At 70.0% G+C, this 16,393-nt stretch carries 15 protein-coding genes and 2 pseudogenes; 8 read left to right on the top strand and 9 right to left on the bottom strand.

Annotated elements, in window-relative coordinates:
* Both ABZ464_RS25345 and ABZ464_RS25340 read right to left on the bottom strand, forming a co-directional pair.
* Positions 1 to 342, bottom strand: a 342-nt coding sequence (locus tag ABZ464_RS25345; protein ID WP_359280026.1) for an NAD(P)-binding protein, incomplete at its 3' end; no start/stop codon positions are given.
* Positions 343 to 480: 138 nt separating this feature from the next.
* A complete protein-coding gene (locus tag ABZ464_RS25340) occupies positions 481 to 1,821 on the bottom strand; it encodes an MFS transporter (RefSeq protein WP_359280024.1) in 1,341 nt (446 codons plus the stop codon).
* 248 nt (positions 1,822 to 2,069) lie between these two features.
* Here ABZ464_RS25340 and ABZ464_RS25335 point away from each other — a divergent pair, with 248 nt between their 5' ends.
* The 3 genes from ABZ464_RS25335 to ABZ464_RS25325 all read left to right on the top strand — a co-directional run bounded on the left by ABZ464_RS25335 (position 2,070) and on the right by ABZ464_RS25325 (position 4,578).
* The gene (locus tag ABZ464_RS25335; RefSeq protein WP_359280023.1) at positions 2,070 to 3,884 is read left to right on the top strand and encodes a helix-turn-helix domain-containing protein; all 1,815 of its coding nucleotides are present in this window, start codon (positions 2,070 to 2,072) and stop codon (positions 3,882 to 3,884) included.
* 200 nt (positions 3,885 to 4,084) lie between these two features.
* The gene (locus tag ABZ464_RS25330; RefSeq protein ID WP_133916130.1) at positions 4,085 to 4,270 is read left to right on the top strand and encodes a hypothetical protein; all 186 of its coding nucleotides are present in this window, start codon (positions 4,085 to 4,087) and stop codon (positions 4,268 to 4,270) included.
* A complete protein-coding gene (locus ABZ464_RS25325; protein ID WP_359280021.1) occupies positions 4,267 to 4,578 on the top strand; it encodes a hypothetical protein in 312 nt (103 codons plus the stop codon). The genes ABZ464_RS25330 and ABZ464_RS25325 overlap by 4 nt, the downstream gene beginning before the upstream one ends.
* A gap of 27 nt (positions 4,579 to 4,605) precedes the next feature.
* Here the strand turns inward: ABZ464_RS25325 and ABZ464_RS25320 are convergent, their stop codons facing one another.
* Positions 4,606 to 5,202 carry a TetR/AcrR family transcriptional regulator gene (locus ABZ464_RS25320; protein WP_359280019.1) on the bottom strand — a complete coding sequence of 199 codons (597 nt, stop codon included), beginning with the start codon at positions 5,200 to 5,202 and terminating at the stop codon, positions 4,606 to 4,608.
* Between the two features lie 156 nt (positions 5,203 to 5,358).
* Here ABZ464_RS25320 and ABZ464_RS25315 point away from each other — a divergent pair, with 156 nt between their 5' ends.
* Together ABZ464_RS25315 and ABZ464_RS25310 are read left to right on the top strand one after the other, a co-directional pair.
* On the top strand, positions 5,359 to 5,772 hold the full coding sequence (locus tag ABZ464_RS25315) for a nuclear transport factor 2 family protein (RefSeq protein ID WP_359280017.1): 414 nt from the start codon (positions 5,359 to 5,361) through the stop codon (positions 5,770 to 5,772).
* A 434-nt stretch (positions 5,773 to 6,206) separates the two neighbouring features.
* Complete coding sequence (locus tag ABZ464_RS25310) at positions 6,207 to 7,667, top strand: alpha/beta hydrolase (RefSeq protein ID WP_359280016.1); 1,461 nt, start codon at positions 6,207 to 6,209, stop codon at positions 7,665 to 7,667.
* A 174-nt stretch (positions 7,668 to 7,841) separates the two neighbouring features.
* On the opposite strand, the gene ABZ464_RS25305 is transcribed toward ABZ464_RS25310, so the two are convergent.
* Positions 7,842 to 8,321, bottom strand: coding sequence for a hypothetical protein (locus ABZ464_RS25305; protein ID WP_359280038.1), 480 nt, complete (start codon positions 8,319 to 8,321; stop codon positions 7,842 to 7,844).
* Here ABZ464_RS25305 and ABZ464_RS25300 point away from each other — a divergent pair.
* Positions 8,264 to 10,183, top strand: a complete 1,920-nt coding sequence (locus ABZ464_RS25300; RefSeq protein WP_359280014.1) for an ABC transporter ATP-binding protein — start codon at positions 8,264 to 8,266, stop codon at positions 10,181 to 10,183. The genes ABZ464_RS25305 and ABZ464_RS25300 overlap by 58 nt on opposite strands.
* A gap of 68 nt (positions 10,184 to 10,251) precedes the next feature.
* Here ABZ464_RS25300 and ABZ464_RS25295 read toward each other — a convergent pair.
* Positions 10,252 to 10,410: pseudogene (locus ABZ464_RS25295) on the bottom strand (LuxR C-terminal-related transcriptional regulator); the annotation flags it as partial.
* A 34-nt stretch (positions 10,411 to 10,444) separates the two neighbouring features.
* On the opposite strand from ABZ464_RS25295, the pseudogene ABZ464_RS25290 reads away from it, so the two are divergent.
* Positions 10,445 to 10,573, top strand: a pseudogene (locus ABZ464_RS25290) (response regulator); the annotation flags it as partial.
* A gap of 51 nt (positions 10,574 to 10,624) precedes the next feature.
* Entirely contained in the window at positions 10,625 to 11,641 is a 1,017-nt protein-coding gene (locus ABZ464_RS25285; RefSeq protein WP_359280012.1) for a DUF6745 domain-containing protein, read from the top strand.
* A gap of 86 nt (positions 11,642 to 11,727) precedes the next feature.
* Here the strand turns inward: ABZ464_RS25285 and ABZ464_RS25280 are convergent, their stop codons facing one another.
* The 4 genes from ABZ464_RS25280 to ABZ464_RS25265 form a co-directional block, all read right to left on the bottom strand.
* Positions 11,728 to 12,429 carry an FCD domain-containing protein gene (locus ABZ464_RS25280; protein ID WP_359280011.1) on the bottom strand — a complete coding sequence of 234 codons (702 nt, stop codon included), beginning with the start codon at positions 12,427 to 12,429 and terminating at the stop codon, positions 11,728 to 11,730.
* 89 nt (positions 12,430 to 12,518) lie between these two features.
* Positions 12,519 to 13,568: an ABC transporter permease gene (locus ABZ464_RS25275; protein WP_359280009.1), complete on the bottom strand. Its 1,050-nt coding sequence runs from the start codon at positions 13,566 to 13,568 to the stop codon at positions 12,519 to 12,521.
* Positions 13,569 to 13,570: 2 nt separating this feature from the next.
* Positions 13,571 to 15,157: a sugar ABC transporter ATP-binding protein gene (locus ABZ464_RS25270; RefSeq protein WP_359280007.1), complete on the bottom strand. Its 1,587-nt coding sequence runs from the start codon at positions 15,155 to 15,157 to the stop codon at positions 13,571 to 13,573.
* A gap of 105 nt (positions 15,158 to 15,262) precedes the next feature.
* Positions 15,263 to 16,312 carry a sugar ABC transporter substrate-binding protein gene (locus ABZ464_RS25265; RefSeq protein ID WP_359280005.1) on the bottom strand — a complete coding sequence of 350 codons (1,050 nt, stop codon included), beginning with the start codon at positions 16,310 to 16,312 and terminating at the stop codon, positions 15,263 to 15,265.
* Positions 16,313 to 16,393: the final 81 nt, after the last annotated feature.

The raw sequence follows: 16,393 nt of genomic DNA, 5'->3' as shown, positions 1-16,393 counted from the left end.
CCTGACCATGCCGACCCTCGCCGCCATCGGCATCGGGATCCGGAAGGGGTACGTCTCCACCCGGCCCTTGAGCAGCAGCTTGCCGTTCATCGACAACCCGGCCAGCGAACCGGGCACCGGCACCGAGTCGACGCCGGTGTTGTCGAGCAGCCACGCGGTCGCGGAGTTGCCGCCGGCGTAGACGTGTCCGCCCCAGTTCAGCCAGTACGGTCCGCGGCGTTCCGAGCGGATGCGTCCGCCGACCCGGCCCTCCGACTCCAGCAGGAGCGTGTCCCAGTGCCGCAACCGCCAGCCGGCGGCGAGACCCGCTATGCCACCACCGACGATGACGACGTCCTTCATGGAGAACCTCCTGCACATTTCAATGGGGAAGATCCCGGCTGCCCGTAGAGCCGTCACGACGCCTTGTGCGCGCGTTCGGTACGGCAGCCGAGGGCGGGCCGGGCCCCGGAAAGGTGGGGCCCGTCCTGCCGGTGAGGGTCAGACGACGGCGGGACGGCCGACGGGCTCTGACGGGGAGGACAGCGCGGCGGCCTCGTGCAGGGCCATACCGCGGGTCTCGGGCGCCCAGACGACGGAGACCACGGCGCCGACGACGTTGATGACGGCCGCCGCGATCATGGTGCCGCCGATGCCCCAGCCGGTCAGGGCCATGGGCACGAGGTAGGTGCCGACGGCGGCGCCGATCCGGCTGGCGGACGAGGCCAGGCCGACCGCGGAACCGCGCACCTCGGTCGGGAACAGCTCGTTCGGGTAGACCCACTGCAGGATCTGAGTGCCGCCGATGATGACCGCGTAGGCAGCGAAGAGAACCATGATCACGGCGGCGGGGGCGTCGGGGAAGATGCCGAGCAGCAGCAGGGCCAGGCCCGACCAGACGAAGCTGTGGATGACCAGCGGACGGCGGCCCATGCGGTTGACGCAGAACAACGCGATGACACAGCCGACCAGGAACATGACGGTGATCAGCGCGGATCCCACATTGGCCAGGGAACCTTCGAGGTGGAGCGCGCCGAGGATGGCCGGGCCGAAGGCGTAGACGGCGAACAGCGGCACGATGGAACACGTCCAGAAGACGGAGATGTAGAGCATCCGACCGCCGTAGCCGGACCGCAGGATCGCCTTGAGGTCGACGTTCTCGCGCTCTTCCTCCTCCGACAGGTCGTCGATCGTCGCGTCGGGACCGTAGACCTGCTTGAGAACGGCCTCCGCCTCCTCGACCCGGCCCTTGTTCGCCAGCCAGCGCGGGGACTCGGGCGTGCCGAGGCGCAGCAGCACGATGACCGTGGCGGGCAGCGCGGCGCTCGCGAGCATCCACCGCCAGCCGTCGTCACCGGCGTGGAGAAGCGCCTCACCGACGATGTACGCCACCGCGGCGCCCACGAACCACATGACGACCAGGCCGCCCAGCAGCGGTCCCCGGTAGCGGCGCGGGGTGAACTCGGCCAGCAGCGAGGTGGCGATGGGGTAGTCCGCGCCGACCGCCGTGCCGATCAGCAGCCGCAACACGAACAGCCACACCGGGTCGGTGGCCCAGAACTGCGCGAGGGAGCAGACGATGATGGCGACCAGGTCGATGGTGTAGAGGACCTGCCTGCCGAAGCGGTCGGTGAGCCAGCCGCCCGCGAACGCGCCGAGGAAGATGCCGATGAGCGCGGACGCGCCGATGAGACCCTGGGCGGAGTCGGACAGGTCCAGTCGCGGGGTGATCTGCACCATGGCCACGCCGATGATGCTCAGGACGTAACCGTCGAGGAACGGGCCCCCGGAGGAGTACAGCGCCAGTTTCTTGTGGAAGCGCGACAGGGGCGCGTCATCCACTCGGTTTCCTGCGATTTCGGTCATCACAGCCTCCGGGAGCGGCTCCCGGACCCACCCACGTCAGGGCAGGCCCGGTCCAGGTCGGGTTTGTGAGGGGCGAGGCGAATGCTCGGTTTCTGGGGGACGCCGGCGGCATGACCACCGGGTTGCCTCGAAGTATGTGAAGGCCGCGGCGGCCCAACAATGCCTCCGGTGCGGCGGGGGCCACAGGGGTGTCCGTGAGTCAGAAATTCGGCTACGGTTCCCGCATGGTCGGCCGTCCCCGCAACGTCGTGGTCCTCACCGAGGACGAACGGGCCGCACTCCTGCTGTGGACCCGCAGCCGCACCTGCTCACAGGCCCGGGCGCTGCGCGCGCGGATCGTGCTGGCCTGTGAGGACGAGCCCACCAACACCGCCGTGGCCGAACGCCTCGGCATCTCCCGCGACATGGTCGGCAAGTGGCGCACCCGCTTCCTCGCCGAACGGCTGGCCGGCCTGGACGAGCAGCCCCGTCCCGGACGGCCGCCGGCAGCCGACGACGACACGGTGGCACACGTCCTCGTCCGCACCCTCACCCCGCCACCGCCCGGTGCCACGCGGGGCTGGTCGACGCGTTCCATGGCGGCCGAGACCGGTCTGAGCCAGAGCACGGTGAGCCGGATCTGGCGGACCTACCGCGCCCAGCCGGGGGCGCGCGTCCAGGTCGGCCCGCGCCGGGCATGGTCCCTGCCGGACCGCGCAGAGGAGGCGGTCGGGCTGTTCATCGCCCCACCGGTGTGCGTGCTGGCCGTGACGGCCCGGGCAGGGCGGCCCGGGTCCCTGCGCGGCTCCGGGGCGACCGTCGCCGGTCGGCTGTTCGGGCAGGACGGCGACGCGGCGCACGTGCTGGCAGTGGTCTCGGCCTTCGCAGCTCTGCGGGGCGAGCGGCGCAGGGAGGACGTACCCGGGCTGCACGCGTTCGTGGAACAGGTGAGTTCGGCCGCGGGGTCGGGGATGAGTGTGCACCTGCTGGCATACGGCGCGTCGGGCGCCCCCGACCGGCCGGACACCTCCGGGCGCTGGCACCATGCGCCCGACCCCGAGGCGTGGACCGAGGAGGCCCACCGCTTCCTCGCCGCCGAGGACCGGCTCCTGCGCGAACCGGCGTCCCGTACGCCCCGCCTCCGTGACGCCCTGCTGACCTGGTCGACCACCTGGACGCCGTCCGCGGCCCCCTTCACCCGCGTCGCCCCGCCACGCCCGGCGTACGTCATCCCCGCCATCTGCGGCCCCGGCAACGACTCGAACACCCCGGACGCGCGCACACTCGACCACCCCGACCTGCCGGAAGCGGCGCAGATCACCACCCTCGACACCGCGCCCGGCGCCCCCATCACCTCCGACCCGGTCGTCGGCCTGCTGCGCGAAGCCCTCCTCACCGACGGCTACCGGCCGGGCGACCGTGTACGGGAGGCCCCCCTCGCCCACGACCTCGGCCTGTCCCGGCGGATCGTCCGCGCGGGTCTGCGGGCGCTGGCGGAGGAGGGCATGCTCGATCAGCTCCCCGGCGGTGCGACCGCGATCCCCGATGTCACCGCCAAGGACGTCCTCGACCTCTACGCCCTGCGCGCCAGCCTCGGCGCTCTTCTGATGCGCCGCATCGCCATGCTCGGCCGCGACAACCTCGCCCCGGCCTCGGCCGCCCTGGCGGAGGTCCACGCCGCCGCCCGCGACAACGACCATCTCCGCATTCGAGAAGTCGACCTGCGCTACCAGGACGCCCTCGCCCGCATCGCCGATCTCCCTCAGGCCGCCCATACCTTCGAGCGCCTCACGGCCCGGCTGCGGATGTTCGTCACGGTCCTCGACATGAACTACAGCCAGGCCTGCGACACCATCGCCACCGAGGACGCCGCCGTGCACGACGCGCTGCGCAAGGCGGACGGCAACGAGGCGGCCCGACTGTGGCGGGTGAAGATCGAACGCTGCGTCCGCTACATGATCGCCCAGCTGTCGGAGGACGACGTGGCCCCGTACCTGTGGACCACCCTGGCGGGCAGGCCTCGACTGCGGCCAGGGGTGCCGCGGGGTGGGGCGCACTGACGTGAAGCGCGGGACGGTGCTGCGGCTCGCCGCCCTCGAGGGAGGGATTCCGGGGTGCGCCATCCTCGCCGACCGCCGGGGGCACCCCAGCGGCAGCACGCCGCCGACATGCGTGTGAGCAGCTCGCCCCCTGGCGTGCGGGCACTCGTCTATCGGGAATTGGCTTCCATGACGGCACCTGTGCCACTAGATTTGGTGGCATGACTGCCATCACCTTGCGGATCCCCGACGCCATGGACAAGCCGCTGCGCGATGCCGCAGCAGGCGCGCCGTCGCTGAACGACTACATCCTGCGCGCGGTGCGTCGCCAGATGACGCTCGACGCCGCACGCAAGCTCGCCTCGATCGCGCCCCTCGACCTCGCCGGCGAGGGCGACGCCCTGTGACGATCCGCAAGGGCGAGGTCTGGGATGTCGACACGGGGAAGGGCACGCGCACCGTTCTCGTGGTCAGCCTCGACGGGCTCGCCGAGGCCTACGGCGCTGTTGTCGTCCTGGTGCTCCACGCGCCGGCGCAGCACCCCGACACGGCGATGAGCGTGCATCTGACCACTCCGGTCGACGCCTCCCTCGTCGCCGTCAACCTCCTCCAGCTCTCCGCCCTGCGCTTCGAGACCGGCACGCTGCACGGCAGCATCGGCCCCGAACAGCAGGAACTCGTCGACAACGCGCTCCGTGCCGTCCTCGACCTGTAGGAAGGAAGCCGTCGCGGACGGCGGCCCCTAGTATCCGAGTGGTGCGAGGCCGTCGAAGACGATGGTGAGCATCCGGTCTCGTACACCCTCCTCGAACTGGGCGTGCGCAGAGGCCCGTGATGTCGCAACGAGCAAGGCGTACACCTCGGGCAGTTGGACGTCATCTCGAACGGCGCCGGCGCGTTGGGCACGCTGCAGCAGGCCACCGACGGCTCGACGCAGCCCGTCCGATGCCTGGGCGGCGTCGCCGCCGCTGTCACCACCGGCCTCGAGCAGGGCCTCCGTGATGGCGATCTTGCCCGTCGCGTCGGCGACGAGATGGCTGAAGAAGCCGAAGAACGCTTCGCCCGGGTCCGTGTCGTGCAGCAGCGCTTCGGCCTGCGCGCGCAGGCGATCGAACCGCTGCACGAGAACGGCTTCCAGCAGCGCCCCTTTGGTGGGGAAGTGACGGAAGACCGTGGCGATGCCGACGTCGGCCAAGCGGGCCACCTCCTCGGTGGACGCCGACCGGCCGCCCTTGCCGAAGACCTCTTCGGCGACCTTCAGGATCCGCTCGCGGTTGCTTCGCGCGTCAGCGCGTTGCGGCCGTCTGCCGCCCGTCTCTCCGTTGCTCGGGGTACTCATGGCGCCTTCGCTCGTATGCCGTCGTCCGAAGTCACGACTCCGTATAATCGGAGTCCGCACTTCGGATAGTACTTCGACGCCACAGCAAATCGGCGCAGACGACAGGAGAGTGCCATGGCCCAAGTCCTCAGCCCACGAGAGGTTTTCCTCGCGCTCGTGAACGGCGTCGCAGAGGGCCGCTGGAAGGAACTGCCCGATCTGTACGCGGAGCAGACCCATGTCGTGCACCCCTTCGACCCTCTTCGTGCTGCCGCGCTCCGGACCCGCGACGAACTGCGGGAACATTTCAGACCGACCGGCGCCGGCCCTCGGCTGCACCGTCGGGCGACCAACATCACGATCCATGAGACGGCCGACCCCGAGGTCATCATCGCCGAGTTCGAGTACCAGGGAACGGTCGTAGAGACCGGAGAGCCTTTCGCGCTGCCCGGCATCTTCGTCCTTCGGGTGCGCGACGGTGAGATCATCAGCTCCCGCGACTACTTCGACCATGTCACCGCCGCCCGAGTCCGCGGGCAGTTCGACGCTCTGGTCGCAGCGGTGCGGGAATCGGGAGCAGGTCCTCGTTGAAGAAGCCCTACTGGCAGCCGTATTGGTGGCGGCTGTTGTACCGAGCGGATGGTGCGTCGGAGTGGAGTCCGATGGGTCGCGAGCCGCTCAGCCAGGTCCCGAACGGTGCACTGAAGAACGCATCGCTCGAAGCGTGGGCCCACGCCTTGCTGGCGGAGGCGCCCCACGAGCTCGACGACCTCCGCGGCGAGTTGCTTCTCGAGTGCTACGAGGAGCCCGCCCCCGCCGCCCACACACGGCCGGTCTACTCCCGCCAGGTCCGGCTACCGGGGCCTTCCGTAGCGCGAGACGGGAAATGAGGGGTGACCCCGAGGGCGGACCTGGGGCAACCCCCCATGTGAATCAGGTTGTTCCCCGGATGGGCGGGGTGGGCGTGATCGGCCAGGCTCGTCTGCATGAAGGAGATCAGGAAACACATCACCAGGAGCGCTGCCATGGCGGCCGCTTCCGTTGTCATCCTCGGCTCGGTCGCGCCGGTCAGCGCATCCGCCGAATCCCTCGAACCTCTCCAGTGGAGCAAGTGTGACGGGAGCGGGCAGCGCGACGCCCGGCAGGAGTGCACGACCGTGTTCGTGCCCATGGACTACTCCGACCCCGGCGGCCGGAAGATCGGAATCGCCGTCTCCCGGATCCCGAGCGAGAAGCCCGGCGCCCGCCGAGGGGCGCTGTTGCTGATCCCCGGCGGGCCGGGCGGCTCCAGCCTCGACGAACCGTCGGAGAAGGGGCAGCGGTTACCCAAGGAGGTGCGGGAGGCCTACGACATCATCGGGTTCGCGCCGCGCGGCAACACCCCCTCCGCACCGGTCGACTGCGGCCTCGACCACGCCGACCTCGCCACCTCCAGGCTGCGCCCCTGGCCCGCCGCCGACGGATCCATCACCGAGAACATGACCGCCGGGCGCCGTATGGCGGACGCCTGTACCCACAACGGCGGCGAACCGCTGCGCCACATCAGCACGGCCGACAACGCCCGCGACATCGACCGTATCCGGGCCGCGCTCGGCGAACGGAGGATCTCCGCATGGGGCGTCTCGTACGGCTCGTACATCGGCGCCGTCTACAGCGAGCTGTTCGCGGACCGCACCGACCGCATCGTCCTGGACAGCAACCTGGATCCCACCGGCGACCTCGGCCGCACCCAGATCTCCCGGGCCTGGCTCGCCGGGTTCGAACAGGGCGTCGAGGACGTGTTCCCCGAGTTCGCGAGGTGGGCATCCCGGCCGGGCAACCCCGACCGGGTGGCACCCACACCCGCCAAGCTGCGGTCGGTCTTCCTCGGCCTCGCCGCGCGGCTCGACCGTCAACCCCTGCCCTGGCCGGGCGCCAACCCCGAGGTGCTGAACGGCACCACCCTGCGCCAGAGCATGCTGGACTCCTTCTACGACCCCGACGACTTCCCGAAATTGGCCCAACTGATCCGGGCCGCACGGCAGGGCACCGTACCGCCCGCGCCGCCCGCCCCGCCCGAGTCGCTGATGCAGAACGCGGTCGCGGTCGGTGCCGCGACCATCTGCAACGACAGCGCCTGGCCTACCTCGGCCGCCGTGTACGAGAAGAGCGTTGCCGACAGCAGGGCGAAGTATCCGCTGACCGCGGGAATGCCGAGGAACGCGATGCTCTGCGCCGCCTGGCCCCGCCCCGAGCAGGCGCCGGTGCGGATCACCGACCGGGGGCGGTCGAACATCGTCCTCGTGCAGAACGAGCGTGACGTGGCGACCCCGCTCACCGGTGCCCGTAAACTACGCGCGGCCCTCGGCGACCGTGCCGTCATGGTGACCGTCAACTCCACCGGCCACGACGCCTACCTCGAAAACGGCAACGCGTGCGGCGACGCCACGGTCTCGCGCTTCTTCGCGAAGGGCGAGCGGCCGGACCACGACTTCTACTGCAAGTGACCCGAGCGGATCTGGGGTGACGTCGTTGCGCTTGCCGCAGGTCAGCACGATGGCGAGCGGGGGCCGTGCCCATCTGTGATGGCGTGGTGCCTGGAGCCGTCCGGCCCGGATGCTCCCACGGGTTGACGGTGTGCGCACGTACCGGATTGCGCTCGCGCCGCGGCAGCGGCGGCTTCACGCGTTCCGCAGCACATCCGGCACGATCGGTGGCACGGGTCCGTGGGTGAAGGCGACGGATGCCGCACGGTCCTTCTGGGCTTCCAGCGCCGAGAGCCGTTCGGTGAGTGCGCTGTGGATGACGTCGTAGCCGTCGTAGCCGTCGGCGCCGAGTGCGAGGCGCAGGGGCGGGTTCGGGTGGCGGGTGGTGTCGTAGAGGGCGGCGGCGAGCTTGGCCGGGTCGCCCGTGAAGATGTCGGCGTCGGCGTTCTGCCCGACCTGGCCCGTCGGGCTCCCCGCTGCCGCAAGCCCGTCCCCGGATACGTCCGCTCCGTACGCCGAAGACGGCAGTGTCCGGTTCTCGCCGGTCTGCGATAAATGCCTGGACTGAGGATCTCCCCTGACGGGACAATTCCGACTTCTGAACCTCTGGGAGTGTGATGGGGACCACAGATATGCAAACGCCGAGGCCGGGCAGGAGCGCGGTCGTTCTGGCACTGCGCCACTACGGACGGGAACTGATCCGACTACGACGGCTGGCCCTGCCCGCGCTGCTGCTGCCGGCCGTGGGCAACATCGGCACCCGCTACGTCGCCCCCCTGTTGATCGCCAAGCTGGCGGGGCAGGCAGCCGACGACAGCGGTTTCACTCTCACCTCGGCACTGCCGTACGTGCTGGGCTTCGGAGTGACCCTGCTGCTCGCCGAGGCCGTGTGGCGGGTCGGGCAGCACTGCCTGAACCGCGTGGACGCCCTCGGCATGGAACACCTGTACGTGAGCGGCATGGACGAACTCCTCGCGAAGGACGCGGGATTCTTCCACGACAACTTCGCCGGCTCCCTGACCAAACGGGTGCTGAGCTTCGGCAAGCGCTTCGAGGACTTCGTCGACACGGTGACCTACCGGATCGTGGGCAGTCTCGTCCCTCTGGTGTTCGGTGCCGTGGTGCTGTGGAGCTACGAACCGATGCTCGTCGTCGGCCTTCTCGCGATGATCGCGCTGACCGTGGTGGCCGCGACACCTCTGGTCCGCAGGCGCCAGAGACTCGTCAGCGACCGTGAGGCGGCGCTGGCCCGGGTCTCCGGGCACGTCGCCGACAGCCTCATGAACATGGAGACCATCCGAGCGTTCGCGGCCGAGCGGCGGGAGGCCGACGAACACCGCACCCGTGTCGCGGACTCCCGGCGCCTGACGCTGAGGTCGTGGGACTACGGCAATCTGCGCGTCGACACCCTGATCGCCCCCCTCTCCGTGCTGACCAACGTGCTGGGTCTGTCGGTCGCCATCGCCTTCGGTGGCTCGGGCCAGGGAGTGGAGGAGGTCGTCGTCGCCTTCACCTACTACTCCAACGCGACCCAGATCATGTTCGAGTTCAACCAGATCTACCGGCGTCTGGAAAGCTCGATGACCGAGGCCGCGCAGTTCACGGAGCTGCTGCTGGATCCGCCCATCGTGCTCGACCCGATGGAGCCGGAACCGCTCGCACCACGGGACACCGGCATCCGCTTCGAGGCGGTGACCTTCGCCCACGCGGGTGCGAAGCCGATTTTCCAGGGGCTCGACCTGGACGTGCCCGCAGGCGCACGGATCGGTCTGGTCGGCAGGTCCGGCGGCGGCAAGACCACACTCACCCGGCTGCTGCTGCGGATGTCGGACATCGACGACGGACGCATCCTGATCGGTGGTCAGGACATCAGCCGGCTCCGTCAGACCGACCTGCGCTCACTGATCGCCTACGTCCCGCAGGAACCCGCCATGTTCCACCGCAGCCTACGGGACAACATCGCCTTCGCCCGGCCCGGCGCCACCGACGAGGAGATCCGCGCGGCGGCCGTGGCCGCGCATGTCACGGAGTTCGCCGACCAACTCCCCGACGGCTTCGCCACTCTGGTGGGGGAGCGGGGAGTCAAACTCTCGGGCGGCCAACGCCAGCGCGTGGCCCTCGCCAGGGCCATCCTGCGCGACGCCCCGATCCTGCTGCTCGACGAGGCGACCAGCGCACTGGACTCGGAGAGCGAGATCCTCGTCCAGGACGCCCTGTGGCGGTTGATGGAGGGACGTACGGCCCTGGTGGTCGCCCACCGCCTGAGCACCGTCGCCGACATGGACCGTCTCGTCGTCCTCGACCGCGGCAGCGTCGTCGAGCAGGGCAGCCACGAGGCACTGCTCGCGGCGAACGGTGCCTACGCCAAGCTGTGGCAGCACCAGTCGGGCGGCTTCCTCGGCGAGAGCACCGAGTCGGCCCCGGGACGCCCGGCCCCACTGGCCGGTCCCAGCGGGCTGCCCGGACCGGCCGATCCGGAGCCGGACGGGGACCGCGGAACGCCGTCGCACGCTCGTACGAGCACCGGGTCCTCGTGACCGGGTTTCTTTGGTGAATGCGGGCACCAGCCGATCCTGCGGCTGGGCCGCTGCTTCGAATCCCTGTTTCAGTCGGGGTGAATGAGGCGGCTTTCGTAGGCGAAGACCACGGCCCGTGCGCGGTCGCGCAGTTCGAGCTTTTGAAGGATCCGACCCAGGTGGGACTTCACGGTTGCCTCCGCGGGGTACAGCGTGGCCGCGATCTCCGGGTGAGAAGGCCCTTGGGCCGTGTGTTCTTCAGCAGGAAGCCCGATGCGCCGCATGGACGTCCGTATGCCGGGAGTGGACGGTATCGAGGCGACCCGACGGATCATCCGTGTCCCACCTCAGAGCAGAGTGCTCATCCTCACCACCTTCGACCTCGACGAGTATGCGTTCGCCGGGCCCAGGGGACGATGAACATGTCTGTTCCGACCTCGACATACGCGGGTGACCCGACACATGGCCTACACCGGTACCCTTACCGACGCCGATGCCGCTCTGATCACGAGGACGAGCGAGGAGTGGATGACCGCGGGCAGGTCCACCGAGCGCTGCGACCGCCCCGCGGCGGAGGCCGCGGTGGCTGCCTCCTACTCCGAGGCGGGCCTTGTCCCACCGCGGACCGTCGTATGGATGGACTCGCCGTTGGGCGGCACGCTCGCCGCTCATGCGATCCGCCACGCGGTGCCGGTCGGCGAGCTACGACAGCTCGTCGTCGGTGCGCTGCCGGACGCCGTGCTGGACCGGGTGGAAAGCCGGCTGGTCCAGCAGATCCCGGACCGGCCGGACGAGCCCCACGATGCGACGGACCCTGACAGCACGATCGACCTGGCCGAACTGAAATCGCAGATGTTCCGCGCGTTCTACGGGCTGGACAGGCCGAAAGAACCCCTGTGGGGCCCGCTGTCGGAACAGTTGCAGAGTCGGCTGGAGGCCCGGCTCGGCGGCCCCCTCCACGATCCCTTCGGGGTCGTGGAAGCGGACGAATACCTCGGCGTGGAGCTGTGGAGCGAACTGCTCCAGCGGCTTGGGCCGCTGGAGAAACAGCTCTCAGACGCCCTCGGTGCGAGGGTGGCCGGACATCTGCGCGGCCATCTCCAGCGCCGCCTGCCGGACAGCGTGCGCCGACAACTACGAGCCGAGGTGCGGGACTCCTGGGGTGTGCCGCCCGACCCCGACGCGGTCATGTTCCGGAACAGGTTCGGTGGCTGGCTCGATCCCTGGGGCGGCGCCTACTTCCTCGCGGCCTTCAGCTGTGCCCTCCCGATCGCCGGTCTGGATCCGTCACCACGGCTGGACACGCTCGCCGCTGCCATGCGCGCGGTCGGCTGGTGGTGGCCGATGGAGGAGGCCGTGGTGCTCACCGACCGCCCGACCGAGCTGAGCTTCGACAGGTCGGGCGGGCTCCTGCTGGTGGAATACGCCGATGGCTACCGGGTGGCGGTCGGTCGCGGGTCGCCGGCGCGGAGAGCCTGAGCCGGTGCTGGACGAGAGGGCTCAAAGAATCAAGTGTCTCCGCGTGGTGCGGCGCCGAACGGCTGGGCGGGCGGCGTACACGGAGGTCAGTCGTCGATCCCCCGCAGCGCCTCGTCGTCCAGGCTGGCCGCCAGCCACTGTTCCACGGCGGTGATGTGCACGGTTGCCGCGGAGACGGCCAGCAGAGCGTCACGTGTCCGCAGGGCGCGGAGGATCTCCTCGTGGTCGTCGTGGGCGTTGTCCAGGGCATGCCGGGTCCGGCTGCCGCGGATGATGCGCACGCGCTGGGTGCGGGTGGAGAGCACGCACAGCAGCATGGACAGCACGGGGTTGCCGACGACGTCGGCGATCCGGAGGTGGAAGGCGATGTCGTGGGCGACGAACTCCTCGACGGTGGCGGCGGAGCGGCACTCGTCGAGGAGGTGGCGCAGTTCCCGCAGGTCGTCCGGGGTCAGCAGGGCGGCGGCCAGACCGGTGGCCTGCGGTTCGAGGAGTCTGCGTACCTGGAGGAGTTGCAGGGCGGTCCGGCCCTGGGAGACGTCGGCGGCGAAGGAGAGCGATTCGAGCAGCAGGTGGGGTTCCAGGCTGGAGACGTAGGTGCCGTCGCCCTGCCGGGTGATGAGGATCCGCATGGCGGTCAGGGCCCGGACGGCCTCGCGCAGAGAGCTGCGGGACAGGCCGAGTTGTCCGGCGAGGATCTCCTCCTTGGGGAGGCGGGAGCCGGGTGCGAGCTCGCCGGAGACGATCATCGCCTTGATCTTGTCGATGGCCTCGTCGGTCAGTGCCACGAGCGTGCCTCTTCCGTGCCGGGTGTGTGCGGAAACCGAGCTCCGCCCGCTCCGAGTCATGGGCGGGCGGAGCCGTTCGTGGGGCGCGGTTACTCCTGCTTCTCGCCGGAGGCGAAGCGGGAGATGATCAGGGCGACGATGATGATCGCGCCGTTGAGGAACTGGTTCCACAGCGGCGGTACGCCCGCCAGCGTCATGACGTTGACGACGAGCTGGAGGGTGAGGACACCGGTGAGGGCGCCGAACACCGAGCCCTTGCCGCCGTTGAGGCTCACCCCTCCGATGACGGTCGCGGCGAAGACCTGGAAGATCCAGCCGCTGCCCTGGGTCGCGGAGATGGAGCCGTAGTGGCCGCTGTAGAGGATGCCGGCGAACGCGGCGAGGGTGCTGCCGATGATGAGGACGATCCACACGATCCGGTCGACGCGGATGCCGGCGGTGCGGGCCGCCTCCGCGTTGCCGCCGATCGCGTACAGGGCCCGCCCGTGCCGCAGCCAGGCCAGCGCGCTGCCACCGATCGCGAAGAGTACCGCGCACACCCAGATGGCGGCGGGCACGCCCAGCCAGGACGCCTTGCCGAGGTAGGTGAAGGAGGAGGGCAGTTCGACGATGGACTGGCCCTCGGAGAGGGCGACCTGAAGGCCGCGCAGCATGGTCAGGGCGCCGAGGGTGACGATGAAGCCGTTCAGGCGCAGCTTGAGGATGAGGAAGCCGTTGACGGCGCCGATCACCGCGCCGACCAGCAGGCACAGCGGGACGGCCGTCCACTCGGGGAGCAGTCCGAGGCCGTTGAACCGGCCGCCGCTGGTGGGCAGGACCAGCCAGACGGCGATGACGGGGGCCACGCCGATGGTGGATTCCAGGGAGAGGTCCATCCGCCCGCAGATCAGGATGAACGTCGTGGCGAGGACGAGCAGGCTCAGCTCGGTGGACTGCTGGGCGACGCCGATGAGGTTGTCGGCGGTGAGGAAGGCCGGCGAGACGATGAACCCGATCACCATCAGCACGAGGATGGCGGGGACCAGGGACAGTTCACGGAAGCGGCCGAGGTCGATCCGGCCGCCGCGTCGGGCGGTGTCCGCGGCGGCCGGCTCCGCCGCGCTCGCTGCGGGTTCGGGGAGATCTGTGGTGGCGGACATGACTACCTTCCGTGCTCGTCGGTGCCGGACGCGGGGGATACGGTGCGGGAGCCGGCGACCCCTTCGATGGCCGCCACGACGGCCTCGTCCCTCCAGCCGCGCTCGAACTCGGCGACCACCCGGCCGTGGAACATGACGACGACCCGGTCGCACACCTTGAGGTCGTCCAGTTCGTCGGAGACGATCAGCGCCGCCTTGCCGCCGTCGGCGACCTGCCGGATCCTGCCGAGCAGGAACTCCTTGGACTTGACGTCCACGCCGTTGGTGGGCCGGATGGCCACCAGGACGTCGGGGTCGGTGGCGAGGGCGCGGGCGATGACGACCTTCTGCTGGTTGCCGCCGGAGAGGGCGGAGACCGGGGTGGCCGCTCCCGGAGTCTTGATGTCGAGGTCCTGGATCATGCGTCGGGCGAAGACCCTGGTCCGGGAGGGCAGCACCGTGCCGTACGGGCCGAGTTGGTCGGTGACGGTGAGCGTCGCGTTCTCGGCCACGCTGCGGTTGTTGACCAGGCCCTGGAGGTGGCGGTCCTCGGGGACCAGGCCGACTCCTGCGGTGAGGGCGGACGGCACGCTTCCGGTGCGTATGTTCCTGCCGCGCACCGAGATCCGGCCGGCACCGGCGCGGTGCAGACCGGCGACGGCCTCGCCCACCTGGACATTGCCGCTGGCCGCGGCACCGGCGAGCCCGACCACCTCGCCCTCGCGGACCGAGAGGGACAGGTCCTCGCAGGCCCCGGGCAGGGTCAGACCGTCGACCGTCAGCAGCTCACCGGCGTCCTTGCGCAGGATGGGGTTCCCACCGGCCACGGTGGTTGCCACCGAGGCGGACTCACCGGTCATGGCTTCCACCAGTGCCTGGTGACCGAGGTCGGCCACGGGCGCGGTGAGGATGTGGGCCGCGTCGCGGTAGACCGTGACCGTGCTGCAGAGGTCGTACACCTCTTGCAGGTGGTGGGAGATGAAGAGGAAGGCGACGCCCTGGTCCTGTAGGTCGCGGAGCTTGTCGAAGAGGCGGCCGATGCCGCGGGCGTCGAGCTTGGCGGTCGGCTCGTCGAGGATGATGAAGCGGGCGCCGAAGGACAGCGCCCGGGCGATCTCCACGAACTGCCGTTGCTCGACGGTGAGGGCCTTCGCCCGCGCGGCGGGGTCGACGGCCACGCCGTACTCGCCGAGCAGCTCCTCGGCGCGCAGCCGCAGCTGCTTCCAGCGGATGGGCTGGACGGCGCCGGCGCTCTGCCGGTTGAGGAAGAGGTTCTCGGCGACGGTCAGTTCACCGATGATCGTGGAGCGCTGGTAGACGCAGGCGACGCGGGAGCGCCAGGCGTCGATGTCGCCGGGGGCGGGCGCCGGCTCGCCGGAGAAGTGCAGGGATCCGGTGTCGGGCTGCTGGAGGCCGGTGAGGATGGACACGAGCGTCGATTTGCCGGCGCCGTTGCGTCCCACCAGGGCGTGCGACTCACCCGAGGCGATGCTGATCCGTGCGTCGCGCAGGGCGACGGTGGCGCCGAACCGTTTGCTGATGCCGGTCGCCTCGGCCACCGGGGCCGGGTGCCCGGGGCCGGCCACCGGGGCGGTCGCGGTGTCCGCCATGGTCAATACCGTCCTTTGACGTCGGATGCGGGGGAGCGGGGAGGGCGCGGCGGGGAGGGAGGCGTGCGCCGGTCCCTGCCCACCGCGGGCGTGGGCGGCCGACGGTCAGCCGATGTTGTTGCCCCAGAGGTTCTTGTCCTCCACGTTGTCCTTGGTCACCAGCGGGGCGGGCAGCTGGTCCTCCAGGCCGTTGGGGATCTTGATGATGGTGGAGTCGTGGTCCGTCGGCCCGGCCTTGAAGGTCTTGCCGTCCACCGCGGCCTGGGCGTAGTACAGCGCGTACTTGGCGTAGAGGTCGGCGGGCTGGGAGACGGTGGCGTCGATCTGGCCCTTGCGGATGGCGTCGAACTCCTGCGGGATGCCGTCGTTGGAGATGATCGCGATGTGGCCCTTCTGGCCGGCCGGCTTGAGCAGGCCCTTCTGCTGGAGCAGGGCCAGGGTGGGCTGGAGGAAGACGCCGCCGGCCTGCATGTAGATGCCGTTGAGGTCCGGGTTCTGGGCCAGCAGCGACTGGAGCTTGGCGGAGGCCACGTCGCCCTTCCAGTCGGTCGGCAGCTCGAAGACCTTGATCTTCGGGAACTTGGTCTTCATGCACTCGGCGAACGCCTCGGAGCGGTCGCGTCCGTTGATGGAGTCCAGGGCGCCCTGGAGCTCGGCGACCTTGCCCTCGCCGTTCAACTGCTTGCCGAGGAACTCGCAGGCCTTGGTGCCGTACGCCCGGTTGTCGGCGCGGACCACCATGTAGACGTCGCCCTTGTCCGGCCGGGTGTCGACGCTGACCACGGGGATCTTCGCCGCCGACAGGGTGTCCAGGGTGGAGGCGATGGCACCGGTGTCCTGGGGCGCCATGACGACGGCCTTGGCCCCGGTGTTCTGGAACACCTGTACGTTGGCGACCAGTTTGGTGACGTCGTTCTGGGAGTTGCTCAGCGGCAGGGTGTTGACGCCGTCGGACTTGATGTCCTTCTTGAGGTACTGGGCGTAGGAGTTCCAGAAGTCGGAGTCGGAACGTGGCAGGTCGATGCCGATGGCGGACTTGCTGCCACCGGCCGCGGTCGATGCCGAGCTGTCGCGGTTGCACGCGGTGGCGAGGGACAGCACCGCGAGGACAGCGGTGGCTGCCGCGGCGGTGGAGCGGATGCGAGCGGGCTTCATGGCCGTGTTCTCTCCTTAGCCGGGATGGGGAGCCCCAGGGCGACGGTGGTGGTGGCGTGCTCGTCTGCCGGGAAGGGGTGA

It is taken from the genome of Streptomyces sp. NPDC005820 (genome assembly GCF_040630255.1).
Taxonomy (GTDB): Bacteria; Actinomycetota; Actinomycetes; order Streptomycetales; family Streptomycetaceae; genus Streptomyces.
This window is presented reverse-complemented; position numbering and strand designations above follow the sequence as displayed.